This is a genomic window from Micromonospora sicca, assembly GCF_003172935.1.
Taxonomy (GTDB): domain Bacteria; phylum Actinomycetota; class Actinomycetes; order Mycobacteriales; family Micromonosporaceae; genus Micromonospora; species Micromonospora sicca.
On the sequence record NZ_QGKS01000485.1, the window covers coordinates 13,962 to 30,477 of the forward strand.

A 16,516-nucleotide genomic window follows, 5' to 3' on the forward strand; every position below is an offset into this window, starting at 1 on the left:
CCGCACCGAAAGGCGGCTCCGTGACCCTTCCCGCCACCGTGCTGGCCGGACTGACGATCGACTCCGTCGAGACGTACGCCGTCGCCCTGCCCACCGTGCGCTCCTTCGGCGTGTCCGGCGGGTCGGTCGCGGTCGCCGGCACCCCCAGCATCCGCGTCCTGGTGAAGGTCAGCGCCGACGGCGTCACCGGCTGGGGTGAGGCGACACCCATCCCGGCCTGGACCTACGAGACCGCGGAATCCATCGTCACCACCATCGACCGTTACCTGGCGCCGGCGGTCCTCGGCCGCCCCTGCTGGGACCTCGACGGGGTGACCACCGCCTTCGACCGGGCCGTCAACCGCGGCTTCACCATCGGGGCGCCCCTGGCCAAGTGCGCCGTCGACGTCGCGCTGCACGACCTGCTCGGCCGGGCGCTCGGCGTGCCGGTCGGGATGCTGTGGGGCCAGCGCCGCCGGGAGACCATCGCGTTGGGCTGGATCGTCTCCGGGCAGACCGCCGGTGAGGTCGCCGACTGCGTGGCGGAGGGACACGCCCTCGGATACCGGGCCTTCAAGGTGAAGGTCGGGCTGCACACCGAGGCCGAGGACGTGGCCGTGGTGCGCGCGGTCCGGGCCGCCGCGCCGGACGCCGCGCTGTGGGTGGACGCCAACCAGGGGTACACCGTCGACGCCGCCCTGCGGGTGGCCCGCCGCCTGGCCGACCTGGACGTCACCACGTTCGAGCAGCCGTTGCCCGCCAACGACATCGCCGGGCTGCGGCGGCTGCGGGACGCGTCGCCGGTGCCGGTGGCGCTCGACGAGAGCCTGCGCCATCCCAGCGACCTGGCCACCTTCGTCAAGCTGGACGCGGTGGACGTCGCCATCGCGAAGGTGCAGCGCAGCGGCGGCCTGACCCTGTCGCGCCGGCTCTGCGCGCTCGCCGAGGACAGCGGGGTACGGCTGATGGGATCCGGGCTCACCGACTCCGACCTCGGCCTCGCCGCCTCGCTGCACCTGTTCTCGGCGTACGGCATCGACACGCCCGTGGACCTCAACGGACGCCAGTTCGTGACCTCGTCGTACGCCACGGGCGCGACCGTCGAGGTCGGCGACGGGGTCGCCCGGGTACCGACCGGCCCCGGACTCGGCGTGGACGTCGACGAGTCGGTGGTGCGGGACCTCGCCGTGAACGTGCTGAACAGGTAGCCGGCCGGTCAGCCGCGTGCGGCCCCGAGACCGAGCAGGACGGCGAGGCCGAGGGCGCTGCGCGGGGCGTACGGCACCCGCCACAGCCCACCGTGCGCCGCGGCGTACGCCTCGTCCTGCCACGGGTGGGCGTGCGCCGGGCCGCCGCCGGTGCGCAGGTCGTGCACCAGCAGCGCGGCCATCAGCGTGTTGCTGGTGGCGGGTTCGAACACCTCGATGCCGAACCGGTGCGCGCCGGCGTACGCGGCGGCGAGCGCCCGGTTGCGCAGCACCGACCGGGTCCGCGTCGGCGGGGCCACCTTGAACGACACCATGGTCCCGGCGTCCCGCGCCACCGTCGCCCGCCACCGCTGCAACCGCTTCGCCAGGGCGTAGTTCGGGCCCTGCTGCGGCACCAGGCTGTCGTTGATCCCGGGGTCGGCGCCCGGCGGGTAGTTGCGGTGCAGCAGCCGACCGCCGGAGAGCACCCGCAGGGACCGGCGGGCGACGCCGCGGGCGGCGTAGCCGTGTTCCGCGTGACGGACCGCGTCGGCGGGGACGGCGAACACGTCGGTGGGGGTGGCGAGGAACGCCAGCGCCACGTCGGCGCGCTGCTGCTGCAGGTGCCGGGTGAGCGCGTCGACGGCCATGGCGACCCGCACGTTGGTCGCCCCGTCGGCGTAGACGTAGTTGCCGAGCACGAGCCGGCCGTCGAGGCCGAGCAGCCACTCGGCGGCCTGCGGGAGGCGGTGCAGCAGGTCCGCGCCGGCGCCGGCGGCGAGCGCCTGGTCGTCGTCGGCGGTGCCGGGTCGAACCGGCAGGTGCAGGCGTCCGGCGTACCGGTGGGCGGTGCGCAGCAGCCGCCGCCAGATCTCCGGACGCGGCAGGTCCACCGCGACGACGTCACCACCCCAGCGCAGCACCGACGGCAGCGGGCCCATCTCCGCGCCCGCCCCGAGCACCACCACGCGTTGGTCACGCAGGTCGAGCCACTCGGGGTTGGCCAGGACGGCGCGTACCGCCTCGGCGCAGGACGGTTCGACGACGCCGGCGGTGACCCAGGCGTCGAGCCGGCGGCGCAGGTCGTCGCCGCGCAGCCGCTGCCCCCGGTAGGGCAGGGAGAGTTCCCGCTCGGCCGCGCCGGTGCCGGTGACGGTGGCCGTGTGCAACGCCGGCGCGGCGGGGGCGGTGAAGACCTCGTCCAGCGCGGTCTCCGGGCCGTCGTCCGGGACCACCCGCATCCGGGCGTGCAGGGAGGCGAGCCCGTCGCGGGCGACGGTCACCGCCGCCTCGCGGGAGAGCAGCCCCGCCTCGACCAGGCGGCGGAAGTGTCCGAGGTAGCCGTGCCGCCAGTTGGTCTCGTGTTCGGCCGACCGCGCGCCGACCGGGTCGACGGTGCGCAGGCCGTCGGCGACGACGGCGCGGCCGAGCGCGGACGTGCTGCGCGTGCCGTCGGCCATGGGGAACACCACCCCGGTCGTACGTTCCACGGCCACTGCCCTCCTCGTCCGGCGCCCGGCGCGGACGCCGGCTGCCACTCTGCCGCATCCGGTCGTGGTGTGCACCGTGGCGTCCCGCCGCGGCTCCCCGACGGCACCGTCGTCGACCGGTAACCTGCCCGCCGGCCGGCCGCTCACCCGGTCGACGTGGTCGCGCCGGTCGCCTCGTCGCTGGCGAGGCGGGCGTGCAGGTGCATGTCGTGCCAACCGTCGACGTGGTACCCCTCGCCGCGTTTCGTGCCTTCCGCGGCGAAGCCGGCGCGCTGCGCCACCCGGCACGACGGGAGGTTGGCCGTCGAGTGGCTCAGCTCCAAGCGGTGCAGCCGCAGCGTCCCGAAGCACCATTCGGCGAGCGCGGCCAGCGCCCGCGGGGCGACGCGCCGGCCGCGCGCGCCCGGCAGCACCCAGTACGACACCTCCGCCAGGCCCTCGGCGAGGACGACCCGGCGCAGGCTGAGCTGCCCGACCACCCGGTCGGCGTCGACGATCGCCCAACCCGCGCCGGTCTCGCCGCGCCACCGGCCCGGCCAGGCGGCTATCCAGTCCGCCGCCTCGCCGTCGGTCATCGATCGGCAGTGCCAGCGCTGGATGGCCGGGTCGGCGTAACCGGCCACCACGGTGGGGCGGTCCGCCGGTTGCCAGGGCCGCAGCAGCAGGCCCTCGGCGGCGATCCGGGGTTGCGGCGACGCGGCCATCCACCCGGGCGGCACGGCGGGTCCGACGAGCAGCGGCACGGGCCGACTCTAGGCTGCCGTCGGCGCCGCCCGGGACCCGCCTGCCGCGACCGTCGGCGGCCGGATCACCGACGCCGGGCGGGCACCCGGGTGGCCGGCCGGGTGCGTTCGGCGTCGACGCCGACCAACTCGGCGAACCGGGGGTCGACCGCGAGCAGCGGACGGGGTCCGAACAGCGCCATCCCGGTGAGCAGCTCGTCCGTGCCGCGCTCGCTCCACGCCGGCCGGCGCTCCGGGTTCAGGTCGGCGTGGGCGCGGCGGTGCCGGCGCAGCAGCCGCCGGGCGGCCGACCCGGTCTCGGGCACCTCACACAGCCACCAGCCGGCCAACGCCGTGGCCAGGCAGCAGAGCAGCAGGCCGGCCACCGACGCGGGGCCGCCGGCCGTACGCCCCTCGACCGCGCTGTCGAGCAGCCGGGTCACCCCGACCGCGGCCACCGCGAACACCGGCAGGGTGCCGAGCGCGATCCGCCGCCGCTGCGCCGGGGTCAGCAGCCAGCCGTCGCGCACCAGCCGGCCGACCAGCCGCCGCAGGGCCCGCCCCACGGCGGGGTCGGCGAGCACGGCCGCCCAGGTCTGTGGCCTGCGCAGCGCGGCGTGCAGGGCCCGGACCAGCGGGGCCGAGCCGGCCGGGGGTGGACCGTCGACCGACAGCGTCGACAGCTCACCCCGGCGTACCGCGCCGGCCCGGCGCAGCGCCGCCACGCCGACCTGGCAGGCCAGCCCGGCCCGGTGAGGTACGCCAGCTCGACGGTGGTCAGCGGCTCCCCCCGGGTACGCCAGCCGGTGAGCGTTCTGATCGACAGGGCGACGGCCAGCGCCCCGGCGACCGCCGCCACATAGTCGAGGAGGAAGAGTGGACCGCTGACACCCCAGAGCATGGCGACAAGTGTGACTCCTCTGACGATGGCCGGCCTCGTCGCCGGCACACTCGGGGCGCCTATGTGGCACGATCTGGCAGGTGACCAGCAGACCTGCTGCGGCGCAGCGACTGAGCGACCTCGCCCGGCTGCGCCGCGTCCGGGACCGGATCGACCGGGAGTACGCGCAGCCGCTGGACGTCGAGGCGCTCGCCCGCGGCGCGCACATGTCGGCCGGGCACCTCAGCCGCGAGTTCCGGCGCGCCTACGGCGAGTCGCCGTACGGCTATCTCATGACGAGACGCATCGAGCGCGCGATGGCGCTGCTGCGTCGTGGTGACCTCAGCGTCACCGAGGTCTGTTTTGCGGTCGGCTGCGCGTCGCTGGGCACCTTCAGCACTCGTTTCACCGAGTTGGTCGGTGTGCCGCCCAGCGTCTATCGGGACCAGGCGGCGCGTGCGACGGCGGGGATGCCGCCGTGCGTGGCGAAGCAGGTGACCAGACCGATCAGGAATCGAGAAGCGCCGGCCGCCGAGCCGCACCTAGCGTGACTGCCATGGACATCACCATTCACACCAGCTTCCTCCCGCACACCGACCCGGACGCCTCCCTGGCCTTCTACCGCGACACCCTCGGCTTCGAGGTCCGCAACGACGTCGGACAGGGCAAGATGCGCTGGATCACGGTCGGACCCGCCGACCAGCCCGACACGTCCATCCTCCTGGCGCCGCCGGCCGCCGACCCCGGCGTCACCGACGACGAGCGCCGCACCATCGCCGAGATGATGGCCAAGGGCACCTACGGCTGGATCCTGCTGGCCACCCGCGACCTCGACGGCACCTTCGACAAGCTGCAGGCCGGCGACGCCGAGGTCGTCCAGGAGCCGATCGAGCAGCCGTACGGCATCCGCGACTGCGCCTTCCGCGACCCCGCGGGCAACCTGATCCGCATCCAGGAGCTGCGCTGAGCCGTCCGGTCATCGCAGCCATGACCTGCGAGCTGATGCGTGACGGCCGCTGGTCGGTCTGCCGCCCCGGCCGGCGCGCCGCGTGGCCGAGGCCACAGGGGCTGCGCGGGCCGAAGCGGCGTGGATACTTGGTTCCTGCGCCGAGCGCGACCCCGGCCGGTGTCAGCCGGACGGGTGTCGGGCCACCCCGGCCGACACCGTCGATCAGATGAGCAACGACCGTTGCCGCGACCGCGCCGACCACCCAGAACCAGAGATACCGCTCGAAGCTGGTCAGATCGGGCCGGGCGACGTCGACGGACACCGCGACGGCGGTCCCGCGTAACAGATGGAGACACGATGAGCACGGCCACGAGGACGGACACGCAGTCACCCGCTCTGCACGTTGCCGACAGCCACGATCTGATCCGCGTGCACGGCGCGCGCGTGAACAACCTCAAGGACGTCAGCATCGAGATCCCGAAGCGCCGGCTGACGGTGTTCACCGGCGTCTCCGGCTCCGGAAAGAGCTCGCTGGTCTTCGGGACCATCGCCGCGGAGTCGCAGCGGCTGATCAACGAGACGTACAGCGCCTTCGTGCAGGGGTTCATGCCGACGCTGGCGCGGCCCGAGGTCGACGTGCTCGACGGGCTGACCACCGCGATCATCGTCGACCAGGAGCGGATGGGCGCCAACGCCCGTTCCACGGTCGGCACCGCCACCGACGCCAACGCGTTGCTGCGCATCCTCTTCAGCCGACTCGGGAAACCGCACATCGGCTCGCCCCAGGCGTTCTCCTTCAACGTCGCCTCGATCAGTGGCGCCGGTGCGGTCACCGTCGACCGCGGGGGCAGAACGACGAAGGAGCGGCGGAGCTTCAGCATCACGGGTGGCATGTGCCCGCGGTGCGAGGGCATGGGCAGGGTGAGTGACTTCGACCTGTCCGCGCTGTACGACGACTGCAAGTCGCTCAACGAGGGTGCGCTGACCATCCCCGGGTACAGCATGGACGGCTGGTACGGCCGCATCTTCAGCGGCTGCGGCTTCTTCGATCCGGACAAGCCGATCCGCAAGTTCACGAAGAAGGAGCTCCACGACCTCCTCTACAAGGAGCCGACCAAGGTCAAGGTCGAGGGCATCAACCTGACGTACGAGGGTCTGATCCCGAAGATCCAGAAGTCGTTTCTGTCCAAGGACCGCGAGGCGATGCAGCCGCACATCCGCGCGTTCGTGGACCGGGCGGTCGTCTTCTCCACCTGCCCCGACTGCGGCGGCACCCGACTCAGTGCGGCGGCCCGGTCGTCGAAGATCAACGGGATCAACATCGCCGACGCCTGCGCGATGCAGATCAGCGACCTCGCCGGGTGGGTGCGGGGTCTGGACGAACCGTCCGTCGCGCCGCTGCTGGCGGCGTTGCATCACACCCTCGACTCGTTCGTCGAGATCGGGCTCGGCTACCTCAGCCTCGACCGCCCGTCGGGGACGCTCTCGGGCGGTGAGGCGCAACGCACCAAGATGATCCGACACCTCGGGTCGTCGCTCACCGACGTGACCTACGTCTTCGACGAGCCGACCATCGGGCTGCACCCGCACGACATCCAGCGGATGAACGAGCTGCTGCTGCAACTGCGCGACAAGGGCAACACCGTGCTGGTCGTCGAGCACAAGCCGGAGGCGATCGCGATCGCCGACCACGTCGTGGACCTCGGCCCCCGCGCCGGCGCCGCCGGTGGCGAGGTGGTGTTCGAGGGAACCGTCGAGGGGCTGCGGCTCAGCGGCACGCTCACCGGGCGGCACCTGGACGACCGGGCCGCCGTGAAACCGTCGGTGCGGACATCGTCGGGGGTGCTGGAGGTGCGCGGCGCCAGCACCCACAACCTTCAGGACGTGGACGTCGACATCCCGCTCGGCGTGCTGGTCGTCGTCACCGGCGTGGCCGGGTCGGGCAAGAGCTCGCTGATCCACGGCTCGGTGGCCGGGCGGGACGGTGTGGTGTCGGTCGACCAGGGCGCGATCCGCGGCTCGCGACGGAGCAACCCGGCGACGTACACCGGTCTGCTCGACCCGATCCGCAAGGCGTTCGCGAAGGCCAACGGTGTGAAGCCGGCGTTGTTCAGCGCCAACTCCGAGGGGGCCTGCCCCACCTGCAACGGCGCCGGCGTCATCTACACCGACCTGGCGATGATGGCCGGCGTCGCCACCACCTGCGAGGAGTGCGAGGGGAAGCGGTTCCAGGCATCGGTGCTGGAATACCACCTCGGCGGCCGCGACATCAGTGAGGTGCTCGCGATGTCGGTGACCGAGGCCGAGGGATTCTTCGACGCCGGCGAGGCGCGGACCCCGGCGGCCCACGCGATCCTGCGGCGGCTCGTCGACGTCGGGCTCGGCTACCTCTTGCTGGGGCAGCCGCTGACCACGCTGTCCGGCGGTGAGCGGCAGCGGCTCAAGCTGGCCACCCGGATGGCCGAGAAGGGCGGCGTCTACGTCCTCGACGAGCCGACCACCGGCCTCCACCTCGCCGACGTCGAGCAACTGCTCGGCCTGCTCGACCGGCTCGTCGACTCAGGCAAGTCGGTCATCGTCATCGAGCACCACCAGGCGGTCATGGCGCACGCCGACTGGATCATCGACCTCGGCCCCGGCGCCGGCCACGACGGCGGCCGGATCGTCTTCGAGGGCACACCCGCCGACCTCGTCACCGCCCGCTCCACCCTCACCGGCGAGCACCTCGCGGCCTACGTCGCCACCTGACCGAGGCCCTCGCGGACACCGTGAGACGGTCCACCTCACGAGGCGTGGCGGACCTCGGTGTCCCAGAGCTGCGTCCACGGGCGCCGCAGTCCCCGGCAGACGAAGACCGGCAGACCGTTCTCGTCGTTGTCCACGTCGACCCGTGGGCGCGGCCGGCGGTCACGGTTCGGGCACGCGCGGGCGGATTACTGGTCGCCGTCGAGCGGGCCGTCCGACTAGCGTGCCTGGCATGCGCATCCGGGATTTCACCGAGGCCGACTGGGAGCAGGTCTGGCCGATCGTCGAGGACGTCGTCACCGCCGGGGACACCTTCCCGTACGACCCGACCTGGACGCCCGAAATCTGCCACGACGTCTGGGTGGAGGCGGCGCCCGGCCACACGGTGGTGGCGGAGGAGGACGGCAAGATCCTCGGCACCGCCAAGATGGGGCCGAACAAGCCCGGCCCCGGTGCGCACGTCGCCACCGCCAGTTTCATGGTGTCCGCCGCCGCCCGCGGCCGCGGCGTCGGCCGGGCCCTGTGCGAGTACGCGCTGGACTGGGCCGGCCGGCAGGGGTATGCGGCGATGCAGTTCAACGCGGTGGTGGAGGTCAACGAGGCGGCGGTGCGGCTGTACCGGCAGCTCGGGTTCACGGTGATCGGCACGGTGCCGGAGGCCTTCGCGCATCCCACCCTGGGGCGGGTGGGCCTGCACATCATGCACCGTCCCCTGTGAACGGCGCCGGTGGGCGACGATGACGGCATGAGAGATGAGCCGATCGAGCTGGCCGCCGCCCTGGCGGGTTTCGACCAGCTGTGGAGCCCGCGCATCGTCACGAGAGTCAACGACTACGACGTCCGGATCGCCAAGGTGGCCGGTGAGCACGTCTGGCACGTCCATGAGCACACCGACGAGTTCTTCCTGGTGCTCGACGGGGAGCTGCGCATCGCGCTGCGCGCCGGGGCGGAGGAGCGGGAGGTGGTGCTGCCGCGCGGCGCGGTGTTCGTCGTGCCGCGCGGCGTCGAGCACCGGCCGTCCAGCGCCGGGGGCGCGTCGATCCTGATGTTCGAGCCGTCCGGCACGTCCAGCGTCGGGGACCGGCACGAGACGGTCCCCGACCACGTGGACGCCACCACCGGGCACGCCCTCTGACAGCGCCTCAGCGCCCCGCCGGGACCTGCTCCGCCGGGGCGGGCGGGGCGCTGACCGGCCAGCCGAGCCGGCGTACCGCGGGGACGGCGGCGGTACCGGCGCAGGCGAGGGCGACCAGCGCCCCGGCGACGGCGAGCGGCACCGGCGGGCCCCAGGCCCGGGACGCCAGTGGGGCGAGGGCGTAGCCGAGCGGCATGGCGCCCAGTGACACCAGCCAGTCGTACGAGGTGACCCGGGCGAGCACCTGTGGCGGGAACTGGCCCTGCACCACGGTCTCCCAGATCGGGTTGAGGAAGCCCAGCGCGGCCAGCGCGAGGCAGTAGGCGGCGATGACCGCGCCGGCGGGCGCGCCGACGGCCAGCAGGAGCAGCGGCGCCGCGTACGTGGCGAGGCCCAGGTTGGCCACCAGTACGGGTCGGCGCGGTCGGGCTCGGGCGGCCAGCAGCGATCCGGCGAGCATGCCGACGGCGCCGCCCTGCTGCAGCAGCACCCAGACGCCCTCCCCGCCGAGGCGGTCCACCGCGATCACCGGCCCGAGGGTGAGCAGCACCGCGGCGGCGCCGTTCCAGACACCGTGGGCGAGCAGGCTGCTCCAGAACCAGTCGCGGGAGCGCACCTCCCGCCAGCCGAGCGCCAGGTCGGTCCGGATGGACCGGCGGGGCACGGGAACGTGGCGGACGCGGATGACCGACAGCAGCAGCGCGCTGAGGGCGAACGAGAGGGCGTCCAGGACGAACGCCCAGCCGGGGCCGGCGGTCCAGATCAGCAGCCCGGCCAGGGCGGGGCCGAGCAGCCGGCTGGCGTTGGCGGTCACGCCCATCAGCGCGTTGGCGCGCTGCCGGGCGTCGGGCTCGACGGTGCCGGCGACCAGCGGTGACGCGGTGGGCATGGCGAAGGCGGAGGCCACGCCGCCGAGCGCGGCGGCCACCGCGATGTGGGTCAGCGACGGGGTGCCGCCGAGCAGTTCGGCGCCGACGACCAGTTGGGCGACGCAGCGCGCCAGGTCGGTGCCGATGGCGACGCGCCGGGCGTCGAAGCGGTCGGCCACCACGCCGCCGAGGGGCAGCAGGAGCAGCCGGGGGAGCATCGCGCAGCCGAGGACGAGGGCCAGCGCCGCGGTGGAGCCGGTGGCGCGGAGCACGGCGAGGGCCAGCGCGGTGGGCACCACCGCGTCGCCGACGGCCGAGACGGTGCGGCCGAGGAAGAGCAGCCGGAAAGAGCGGAGCCGGAGGGGATGGGTCACCCCCGCAAGATAGTTCGACATCAAACATTTCGTCAACGAATATTTTGGTGTCGACGTATGCTGGTGCCGTGACCGACCGCGCAGACCTGCACGTACGGCGTTGGCTGCCCGTGCTGCCCGACCTGGACCCGGACGTCGAGGGCGCCGTCACCCGGATGCAGTTCCTCACCCGGCGCCTGCGTGCGGTCAAGGAACAGGCGCTGGCGGACCTCGACCTGCAGGAGAAGGAGTTCGGCACGCTGCACGCCCTGGCCGGGCGCGGCGGTCGGGCGGCGCCGTCGGAGATCGCCGCGGACCTCGGCATGGCTCCCGCCTCGATCACCGCTCGGGTGGACGGGCTGCTGCGGCGGGACTTCGTCCGCCGGATCCCCTCCGCCGTCGACCGGCGGCGGGTCGACGTGGAGCTGACCGACGCCGGCCGGGCCGCCTGGCTGCGCGCGATGGACGTCGTGGGCGGCGAGGAGCACCGCCTGCTCGGCGCGCTGGCCCCGGACGAGCGGCGGCTGCTGTCGGACCTGCTGCGCCGCGTCGTCCTGGTCGCCGACGGACCCGCCCGCTGAACGCCGCCACCACCCGGCCGCGGGCCGGCACCTGATCGGCCACGGTCCGGCGGAGACGGAAAGCCGTTCACCGCCCGGTGAGGATCGGGCGGTGACGACCTGGACGACGAGCCCCGCCCACCCGGACGAGCCCGAGGCGGCGATCCTGCTGCGGGAGTACCTGACGGAGATGGTCCGCCGCTACCACCGGCGCCCCGAGCGACCGGGCGAGGTGGACGCGGCCCTGGCCGAGTCCCCGAGCGACGACCTGACGCCACCGACCGGGCTGCTCCTGCTGGCCCACCACGACGGGGGACTGGCCGGCTGCGCGGGCCTACGGTGGCGGCTCGGCTGGGCCACCCGATCCGACCCGGTCGAGGCCCGCGCCCTGTACGCCCGCCACGGGTACGTCGAAATCCCCGCCTACAACAACGGCAGGTACGCCGAGCACTGGTTCGAGAAGGCGCTACCGGCCGGAGTTGACGACACCGACCCGGCGCGCTATATAAATTACCGAGGACTTGAGTCACTAAGACTCAACTTGACACCTTCGGCCAGGAGAACCGAGGAGGCACGACCATGCTGATGCGTACCGACCCGTTCCGTGAGATCGACCGGCTCGCCGAGCAGTTCTTCGGCACCACCGCCCGACCGGCGGTCATGCACCTCGACGCCTACCGCGACGGCGAGTGGTTCTACGCCGCCTTCGACCTGCCCGGCGTCGACCCGGACAGCATCGACTGCACTGTGGAGCGCAACGTGCTGACCGTCCGCGCCGAGCGGCGCCGCCCCACCGGGGACAAGGTCGAACTCGTCGCCGCCGAGCGGCCGATGGGCACCTTCACCCGCCAGCTGTTCCTCGGTGACACCCTCGACACCGACAAGCTGGAGGCGGGCTACGAGAACGGGGTGCTGACCCTGCGCATCCCGATCGCCGAGCGCGCCAAGCCGCGCCGGATCAGCATCACCGCGCCGGCGAACGGCAACGGGCGCAAGGAGATCAACGCCTGACCGTCGGACCGGCGGGGGCCTCCGACCCGGGCGCTCCCGCCGGTCGGGCAGGCGGCGGATACAGCCCGGCGAGGGCGTGCGCGGTGGCGCTGAACCGCTCCCGCAGCTCCGCCGGGGCGAGCACCTCCACCTCGGCGCCCAGCTTGAGCAGCTCCACGTGCCCGTGCCTGACCGACTCGATCGGCACGGTGGTCTCCAGCCAGCCGGATTCGTCGGGCGCACCGGCGGCGGCGCGGGCGGCCCGGCTCATCTCCGGCGGGAAGACGTACGCCATGAACTCCAGCGCGGCCACCGTCATCCGCACCCGGGCCTCGTCGCGGTAGACGCCGCGCTCGTACCGGTCGGACCACTCCCGCCAGAAGCCGGCCAGGTCGAAGTCGGCCGGCCGGTCGAACCCCTCGTCCAGCACCACCAGGTCGAGGACCGCGCCGACCCGGTAGGTGCGTACCTGCTCGCCCGAGCGGGCCACCAGGTACCAGCGGCCGGCCTTGAGCACCACGCCCAGCGGGGCGAGCACCCGGGTCACCTCCCGCGGGGCCTTCCACCGGCGGTAACGGACCTCGACCAGCCGGTCCTCCCACACCGCGCGGGCCAGCCCCGTCAGGTGCGGGGTGGGCTCCGGGTTCCGGAACCAGCCCGGCGCGTCCAGGTGGAACCGCTGCCGGGCCCGGCCGCCCCGATCGGCCAGTTCGTCGGGGAGCGCGGCGAGCAGCTTCAACTCCGCCGCCGCGAGCACCGGGCCGAGACCGAGGTCGGCGGCCGGACCGGGCATGCCGGCCAGGAAGAGCGCCTCGGCCTCCGGCGCGGTCAACCCGGTCAGCCGGGTCCGGTACCCCTCCAGCAGCCGGTACCCGCCGACCGGACCGCGGTCGGCGTACACCGGCACCCCGGCGGCGCCGAGCGACTCGACGTCGCGGTAGACGGTCCGCACCGACACCTCCAGGGCGTCGGCGAGCTCCTGGGCGGTCATCCGCCCCCGGGTCTGCAGGAGCAGCAGCAGGGAGACCAACCGGCTGGCACGCACCGGCCGACCGTAACGCCGGCTCCGACCGGTGCCGACGCCGGGACGGAAGATCGCTCGGGGACTGTGACCTTTGCCGGATTCTCGCCGGGCGCGCCTCGTCGCCATTCGCGGCGAAGGCTGAGAGCCTTTCTCACATGCTGCGCCCCGACGTCCTGCCCCGCGGGTCGGTGCGGTCCGCCCTGCCCGGCGGGCCGACCGATTTCACCGAGGCGTGGCTGCGCAACCGGCGGCTGTCGGAGCACACCCGCGACGCGTACCGGCGGGACGTCACCGGCTGGCTGACCTGGTGCGCCGGGCGCGGCCTGGACCCGCTGCGGGCCAACTTCCTCGACGTCAACGCCTACGGCCGTGAACTGGAGTCCACGCTGGGGGTCCGCAGCGGCCGGCCGCTCACCCCGGCCACCGTCGCCCGCCGACTGTCCGCGCTGTCCAGCTGGTACGACTTCCTGGTCAAGCTGCGCGCCGTCGACGCCAACCCGGTCTCCGGGGCGGACCGGCCACGCATCGACCGGGACCACTCGGCCACGGTCGGCCTCACCCCGGAGGAGGTCGACGCCCTGCTCGCCGCCGCCGAGGCGGACACCGGCTCGACCGCCGCCCGCAACCGGGCCGCCATCGCGCTCCTGGCCGACCTGGGGCTGCGGGTCGGCGAGCTGATCTCGCTCGACCTGGCCGACCTGGGCGCCGAGCGGGGACACCGCAGCGTGCGGTTCGTCGGCAAGGGCGGCAAGGTCCGCCGCCGCGCGCTGACCCCCGGCACCGCGTACGCGCTGGACGCCTACCTGGCCGCCCGGGCCGGCGCGCAGGGGGTTACCGTGCCGGAGCTGACCGGCCCGCTGCTGGTCACCGCGGCCGGCGCCCGGCTGGACCGGCACTCGGTGTTCCGGCTGGTGCGCCGGCTCGCCCGGGCGGCGGGGATCCCGGCCTGGGCGAAGCTGTCGCCGCACTCGCTGCGGCACGCGTTCGCCACCACCGCCCGCGCGGAGGGGGTGCCGCTGGAGGACGTGCAGGACGCGATGGGTCACGCGGACCCCCGCACCACCCGCCGGTACGACCGGGACCGGCACAACCTCGACCGCGACCCGGCGTACGTCATCTGGGCCGCGCGCGCCCGCCGGCGCGGCTGAACCCGGTAATTCCCTTGCCGGAGTGAGTGGTCACTCCGCACAGTGGGTGGCATGACCGACACCACTGATCGCCGGCGCCGCGCGCCGGGAATGACACCCGACCGGCGGCGCGCGATGATCGTGCAGGCGGCCCTGCCGCTGCTGGCCACGCACGGCGCGACGCTCACCACCGCTCAGGTCGCCCGGGCGGCCGGCATCGGCGAGGCGACCGTCTTCCGCGCCTTCGCCGACAAGGAGGCCCTGCTCGACGCCTGCGTGGTCGAGGTGCTGCGCCCCGACACGGTGCTCGACGAACTGGCCGCGATTCCGCTGACGCAGCCGCTCGGTGACCGACTCTCCGACGCGGCGAGCGCGCTGCTCGCCCATTTCGACCGCCTCGGCGCCGTGCTCGGCGCCCTGCACGCGGCCGGACGACCCGGGCGGGGCCGCCCCGGCGAGCAGACGGCGGCCGACGCCGAACGGGGGGCGGCTCCGGATGGGCCGGCCACGCCGGCGCGGCCCAAACCGGTCGGGGCCGACCGACCGTCCGCGTCGGCGCGCGAGGAGTCGGCCCTGGCCGTCCGGGAGGCCGTCGCCGCCCTGTTCGCCCCCGAACGGGACCGGCTGCGGCTGCCCGCCGACCGGCTGGCCGGGCTGTTCCTCGCCCTGCTGCTGCCGGCCCGCCCGCCACTCGCCCTCGCCGCGCCGACCCCGGCCGAGCTGGTCGACCTGTTCCTGCACGGCGCGCTGAGCCGCGATCCGCTGCCCGGGGCGGACCGATGACCGTCACGCTCAACCACACGATCGTCCCCGCGGTCGACCACCGGGCCGCGGCCCGGTTCTTCGCCGACGTGATGGGCCTACCGATCCTGCCGCCGGCCGGCCGCGACGGCCACTTCGCCCCGGTACGCGTCAACGACCAGCTCACCCTCGACTTCGTCAGCGTGCCCGCCCCGGACGGGGCATCACCTCGCCTTCGACGTGGACCCGGACACCTTCGACGCGATCCTGACCCGGTTGCGCGACGGCGGCGTGCCGTACGGCAACGACCCGCGTACGCCCGACAACGGGCGCGTGGACCATCCACTGTGCGCCCGCGGGCTCTTCTTCCGCGACGACTCCGGCAACCTGTACGAGGTGATGTCCCCGGCCTGACCGTCACATCTGCGGATTACGGTGCGGCGATGCGACACGGACTGGAGATCTGCTGCGGCGGACCGTCGGTGACGGCGTCCCTCCTGGTCGAGTTGGGGGAACTGGCCGAGCGGGCCGGCTGGGACGGGGTGTTCTTCGAGGACTACCTCATCTACTACGACGGTGACGACCCGCCCACGTACGACCCGTGGCTGCTGCTGGCCGCGATCGCCGGGCGCACCGGCCGCATCCGGCTCGGCACCACGGTGACCTCGTTGCCGCGCCGACGGCCGGCGAAGCTGGCCCGGGAGGTGTTGACCCTGGATCATCTCTCCGCCGGCCGCGCCACCGTCGCGGTCGGCGTGGGCGACCCGAAGGATCGCGGCGTCGCGGGGTTCGGGGAGCAGACCGACCTGAAGACCCGGGCGGCGATGCTCGACGAGGGTCTCGACCTGCTGGTCGGTCTGGTCGGCGGCGAGCGGGTCACACACCAGGGCACCCACTACCGGGCCGACGGGGTGACGCTCCGGCCGGCGCCGGTGCAGACGCCCCGGGTACCGGTCTGGGTGGGTGGCAGCACCCAGGCGAAGGCGGTGCTGCGCCGCGCCGCGCCCGCCGACGGGATCGTGCCGTACAAGCTCGCCGACACCGACGGCTGGTCGGACTTCAGCCCGGACGAGGTGCACGACCTGGTGGGCGCGCTGCCGGCAACCCGCGCCGACGGGGAGCCGTTCGACGTGGCGGTCGGCGGCCGCCGTCGCCGGCCGGACGAGCACGCCGAGCGGGCGTACGTGGGCGAGCTGGCGGCGGCAGGGGCGACCTGGTGGCTGGAGTTCATCCCAGCCGGCGACCCGGAAATGATGCGGGCGGCGGTGGCGCGCAGGCCGCTACGCTGACCGGTCGAGCCCGACCGGGATCAGAGCCGGCGGGCGCCGGGCCGCTCGCGGGCGTCGTAGTCCTCTCGGGCCCGGTCGACCTTGTCGAGGTTGGCGGTGGACCACTCGGCGAGCGTGGCGAACAGCGGCGCGAGGCTGCGCCCCAGGTCGCTGATCTCGTACTCCACCCTGGGCGGGACCTCCGGGTGGTAGGTGCGCACGACAAGGCCGTCGCGTTCCAGTTGCCGCAGCCGCTGGGTGAGCACCTTCGGGGTGATGGTGCCGAGGCGGCGGTCCAGCTCGACGAACCGCTGCCGGCCGTACTCGTGCAGCGCCCAGAGGATGGGCGTGGTCCAGCGGCTGAACACGATGTCGACCACCGGGGCGATCGGGCAGGCCTGCTCCGGGTCGACGTCCACTCGGGACGCCGGGGTGGTGCTGGTCACATTCACTCCCTCGGGCCATTACTTTCCTCTAGGTACCTACTATACGCAGGA

At 73.9% G+C, this 16,516-nt stretch carries 18 protein-coding genes and 1 pseudogene; 13 read left to right on the forward strand and 6 right to left on the reverse strand.

All coding sequences use genetic code 11. The features are described from left to right. Positions 1-20: 20 nt before the first annotated feature. Complete coding sequence (locus DKT69_RS35065; RefSeq protein WP_201750014.1) at positions 21-1,187, forward strand: mandelate racemase/muconate lactonizing enzyme family protein; 1,167 nt, start codon at positions 21-23, stop codon at positions 1,185-1,187. Positions 1,188-1,195: 8 nt separating this feature from the next. Here the strand turns inward: DKT69_RS35065 and DKT69_RS35070 are convergent, their stop codons facing one another. From DKT69_RS35070 to DKT69_RS35080, 3 genes are all read right to left on the reverse strand, one after another. Continuing rightward, entirely contained in the window at positions 1,196-2,656 is a 1,461-nt protein-coding gene (locus tag DKT69_RS35070) for a hypothetical protein (RefSeq protein WP_236648588.1), read from the reverse strand. 143 nt (positions 2,657-2,799) lie between these two features. Beyond that, positions 2,800-3,399 (reverse strand): GNAT family N-acetyltransferase, encoded by a 600-nt coding sequence (locus tag DKT69_RS35075; RefSeq protein WP_236648589.1) that lies wholly within the window; start codon positions 3,397-3,399, stop codon positions 2,800-2,802. Positions 3,400-3,464: 65 nt separating this feature from the next. Then, the gene (locus tag DKT69_RS35080; RefSeq protein WP_236648590.1) at positions 3,465-4,103 is read right to left on the reverse strand and encodes a TIGR04222 domain-containing membrane protein; all 639 of its coding nucleotides are present in this window, start codon (positions 4,101-4,103) and stop codon (positions 3,465-3,467) included. Positions 4,104-4,359: 256 nt separating this feature from the next. Here DKT69_RS35080 and DKT69_RS35085 point away from each other — a divergent pair, with 256 nt between their 5' ends. The 5 genes from DKT69_RS35085 (at position 4,360) to DKT69_RS35105 (ending at position 9,087) form a co-directional block, all read left to right on the forward strand. Beyond that, entirely contained in the window at positions 4,360-4,809 is a 450-nt protein-coding gene (locus tag DKT69_RS35085; RefSeq protein WP_109805666.1) for a helix-turn-helix transcriptional regulator, read from the forward strand. Positions 4,810-4,814: 5 nt separating this feature from the next. Then, positions 4,815-5,225 carry a VOC family protein gene (locus DKT69_RS35090; RefSeq protein WP_109805667.1) on the forward strand — a complete coding sequence of 137 codons (411 nt, stop codon included), beginning with the start codon at positions 4,815-4,817 and terminating at the stop codon, positions 5,223-5,225. Positions 5,226-5,564: 339 nt separating this feature from the next. Beyond that, complete coding sequence (locus DKT69_RS35095; RefSeq protein ID WP_109805668.1) at positions 5,565-7,955, forward strand: ATP-binding cassette domain-containing protein; 2,391 nt, start codon at positions 5,565-5,567, stop codon at positions 7,953-7,955. A 229-nt stretch (positions 7,956-8,184) separates the two neighbouring features. Next, positions 8,185-8,670 carry a GNAT family N-acetyltransferase gene (locus DKT69_RS35100; RefSeq protein WP_109805669.1) on the forward strand — a complete coding sequence of 162 codons (486 nt, stop codon included), beginning with the start codon at positions 8,185-8,187 and terminating at the stop codon, positions 8,668-8,670. Positions 8,671-8,697: 27 nt separating this feature from the next. Next, positions 8,698-9,087 carry a cupin domain-containing protein gene (locus DKT69_RS35105; protein ID WP_109805670.1) on the forward strand — a complete coding sequence of 130 codons (390 nt, stop codon included), beginning with the start codon at positions 8,698-8,700 and terminating at the stop codon, positions 9,085-9,087. A gap of 7 nt (positions 9,088-9,094) precedes the next feature. Here DKT69_RS35105 and DKT69_RS35110 read toward each other — a convergent pair whose 3' ends face one another. Beyond that, on the reverse strand, positions 9,095-10,330 hold the full coding sequence (locus tag DKT69_RS35110) for an MFS transporter (RefSeq protein ID WP_201750015.1): 1,236 nt from the start codon (positions 10,328-10,330) through the stop codon (positions 9,095-9,097). Positions 10,331-10,398: 68 nt separating this feature from the next. Between DKT69_RS35110 and DKT69_RS35115 the strand changes: the two genes are divergently transcribed. The 3 genes from DKT69_RS35115 to DKT69_RS35125 all read left to right on the forward strand — a co-directional run bounded on the left by DKT69_RS35115 (position 10,399) and on the right by DKT69_RS35125 (position 11,880). Beyond that, a complete protein-coding gene (locus tag DKT69_RS35115) occupies positions 10,399-10,890 on the forward strand; it encodes a MarR family winged helix-turn-helix transcriptional regulator (protein WP_201750016.1) in 492 nt (163 codons plus the stop codon). 91 nt (positions 10,891-10,981) lie between these two features. Then, positions 10,982-11,455 (forward strand): GNAT family N-acetyltransferase, encoded by a 474-nt coding sequence (locus tag DKT69_RS35120; protein WP_236648592.1) that lies wholly within the window; start codon positions 10,982-10,984, stop codon positions 11,453-11,455. Then, a complete protein-coding gene (locus DKT69_RS35125; RefSeq protein WP_109805672.1) occupies positions 11,449-11,880 on the forward strand; it encodes an Hsp20/alpha crystallin family protein in 432 nt (143 codons plus the stop codon). Before DKT69_RS35120 ends, DKT69_RS35125 begins: the two co-directional genes overlap by 7 nt. Here DKT69_RS35125 and DKT69_RS35130 read toward each other — a convergent pair. Then, positions 11,870-12,904, reverse strand: coding sequence for a helix-turn-helix transcriptional regulator (locus DKT69_RS35130; protein ID WP_109805673.1), 1,035 nt, complete (start codon positions 12,902-12,904; stop codon positions 11,870-11,872). The genes DKT69_RS35125 and DKT69_RS35130 overlap by 11 nt on opposite strands. 134 nt (positions 12,905-13,038) lie before the next feature. Between DKT69_RS35130 and DKT69_RS35135 the strand changes: the two genes are divergently transcribed. From DKT69_RS35135 to DKT69_RS35150, 4 genes and pseudogenes are all read left to right on the forward strand, one after another. Next, the gene (locus DKT69_RS35135) at positions 13,039-14,031 is read left to right on the forward strand and encodes a tyrosine-type recombinase/integrase (protein ID WP_109805674.1); all 993 of its coding nucleotides are present in this window, start codon (positions 13,039-13,041) and stop codon (positions 14,029-14,031) included. A 51-nt stretch (positions 14,032-14,082) separates the two neighbouring features. Continuing rightward, a complete protein-coding gene (locus tag DKT69_RS35140) occupies positions 14,083-14,793 on the forward strand; it encodes a TetR/AcrR family transcriptional regulator (protein WP_201750017.1) in 711 nt (236 codons plus the stop codon). A 135-nt stretch (positions 14,794-14,928) separates the two neighbouring features. Then, a pseudogene (locus DKT69_RS39290) lies at positions 14,929-15,165 on the forward strand (VOC family protein); the annotation flags it as partial. Positions 15,166-15,194: 29 nt separating this feature from the next. Then, complete coding sequence (locus DKT69_RS35150) at positions 15,195-16,040, forward strand: LLM class flavin-dependent oxidoreductase (RefSeq protein ID WP_109805676.1); 846 nt, start codon at positions 15,195-15,197, stop codon at positions 16,038-16,040. A 20-nt stretch (positions 16,041-16,060) separates the two neighbouring features. Here DKT69_RS35150 and DKT69_RS35155 read toward each other — a convergent pair whose 3' ends face one another. Further along, a complete protein-coding gene (locus DKT69_RS35155) occupies positions 16,061-16,465 on the reverse strand; it encodes a winged helix-turn-helix transcriptional regulator (RefSeq protein ID WP_236648594.1) in 405 nt (134 codons plus the stop codon). Positions 16,466-16,516 lie beyond the last annotated feature (51 nt).

Excerpts from the sequence above, each read along its gene's own strand:
- DKT69_RS35140 (WP_201750017.1), top strand. The coding sequence starts at position 14,083 with ATGACCGACACCACTGATCGCCGGCGCCGCGCGCCGGGAATGACACCC.
- DKT69_RS35105 (WP_109805670.1), top strand. The coding sequence starts at position 8,698 with ATGAGAGATGAGCCGATCGAGCTGGCCGCCGCCCTGGCGGGTTTCGAC.
- DKT69_RS35135 (WP_109805674.1), top strand. The coding sequence starts at position 13,039 with ATGCTGCGCCCCGACGTCCTGCCCCGCGGGTCGGTGCGGTCCGCCCTG.
- DKT69_RS35150 (WP_109805676.1), top strand. The coding sequence starts at position 15,195 with ATGCGACACGGACTGGAGATCTGCTGCGGCGGACCGTCGGTGACGGCG.
- DKT69_RS35100 (WP_109805669.1), top strand. The coding sequence starts at position 8,185 with ATGCGCATCCGGGATTTCACCGAGGCCGACTGGGAGCAGGTCTGGCCG.
- DKT69_RS35095 (WP_109805668.1), top strand. The coding sequence starts at position 5,565 with ATGAGCACGGCCACGAGGACGGACACGCAGTCACCCGCTCTGCACGTT.
- DKT69_RS35090 (WP_109805667.1), top strand. The coding sequence starts at position 4,815 with ATGGACATCACCATTCACACCAGCTTCCTCCCGCACACCGACCCGGAC.
- DKT69_RS35125 (WP_109805672.1), top strand. The coding sequence starts at position 11,449 with ATGCTGATGCGTACCGACCCGTTCCGTGAGATCGACCGGCTCGCCGAG.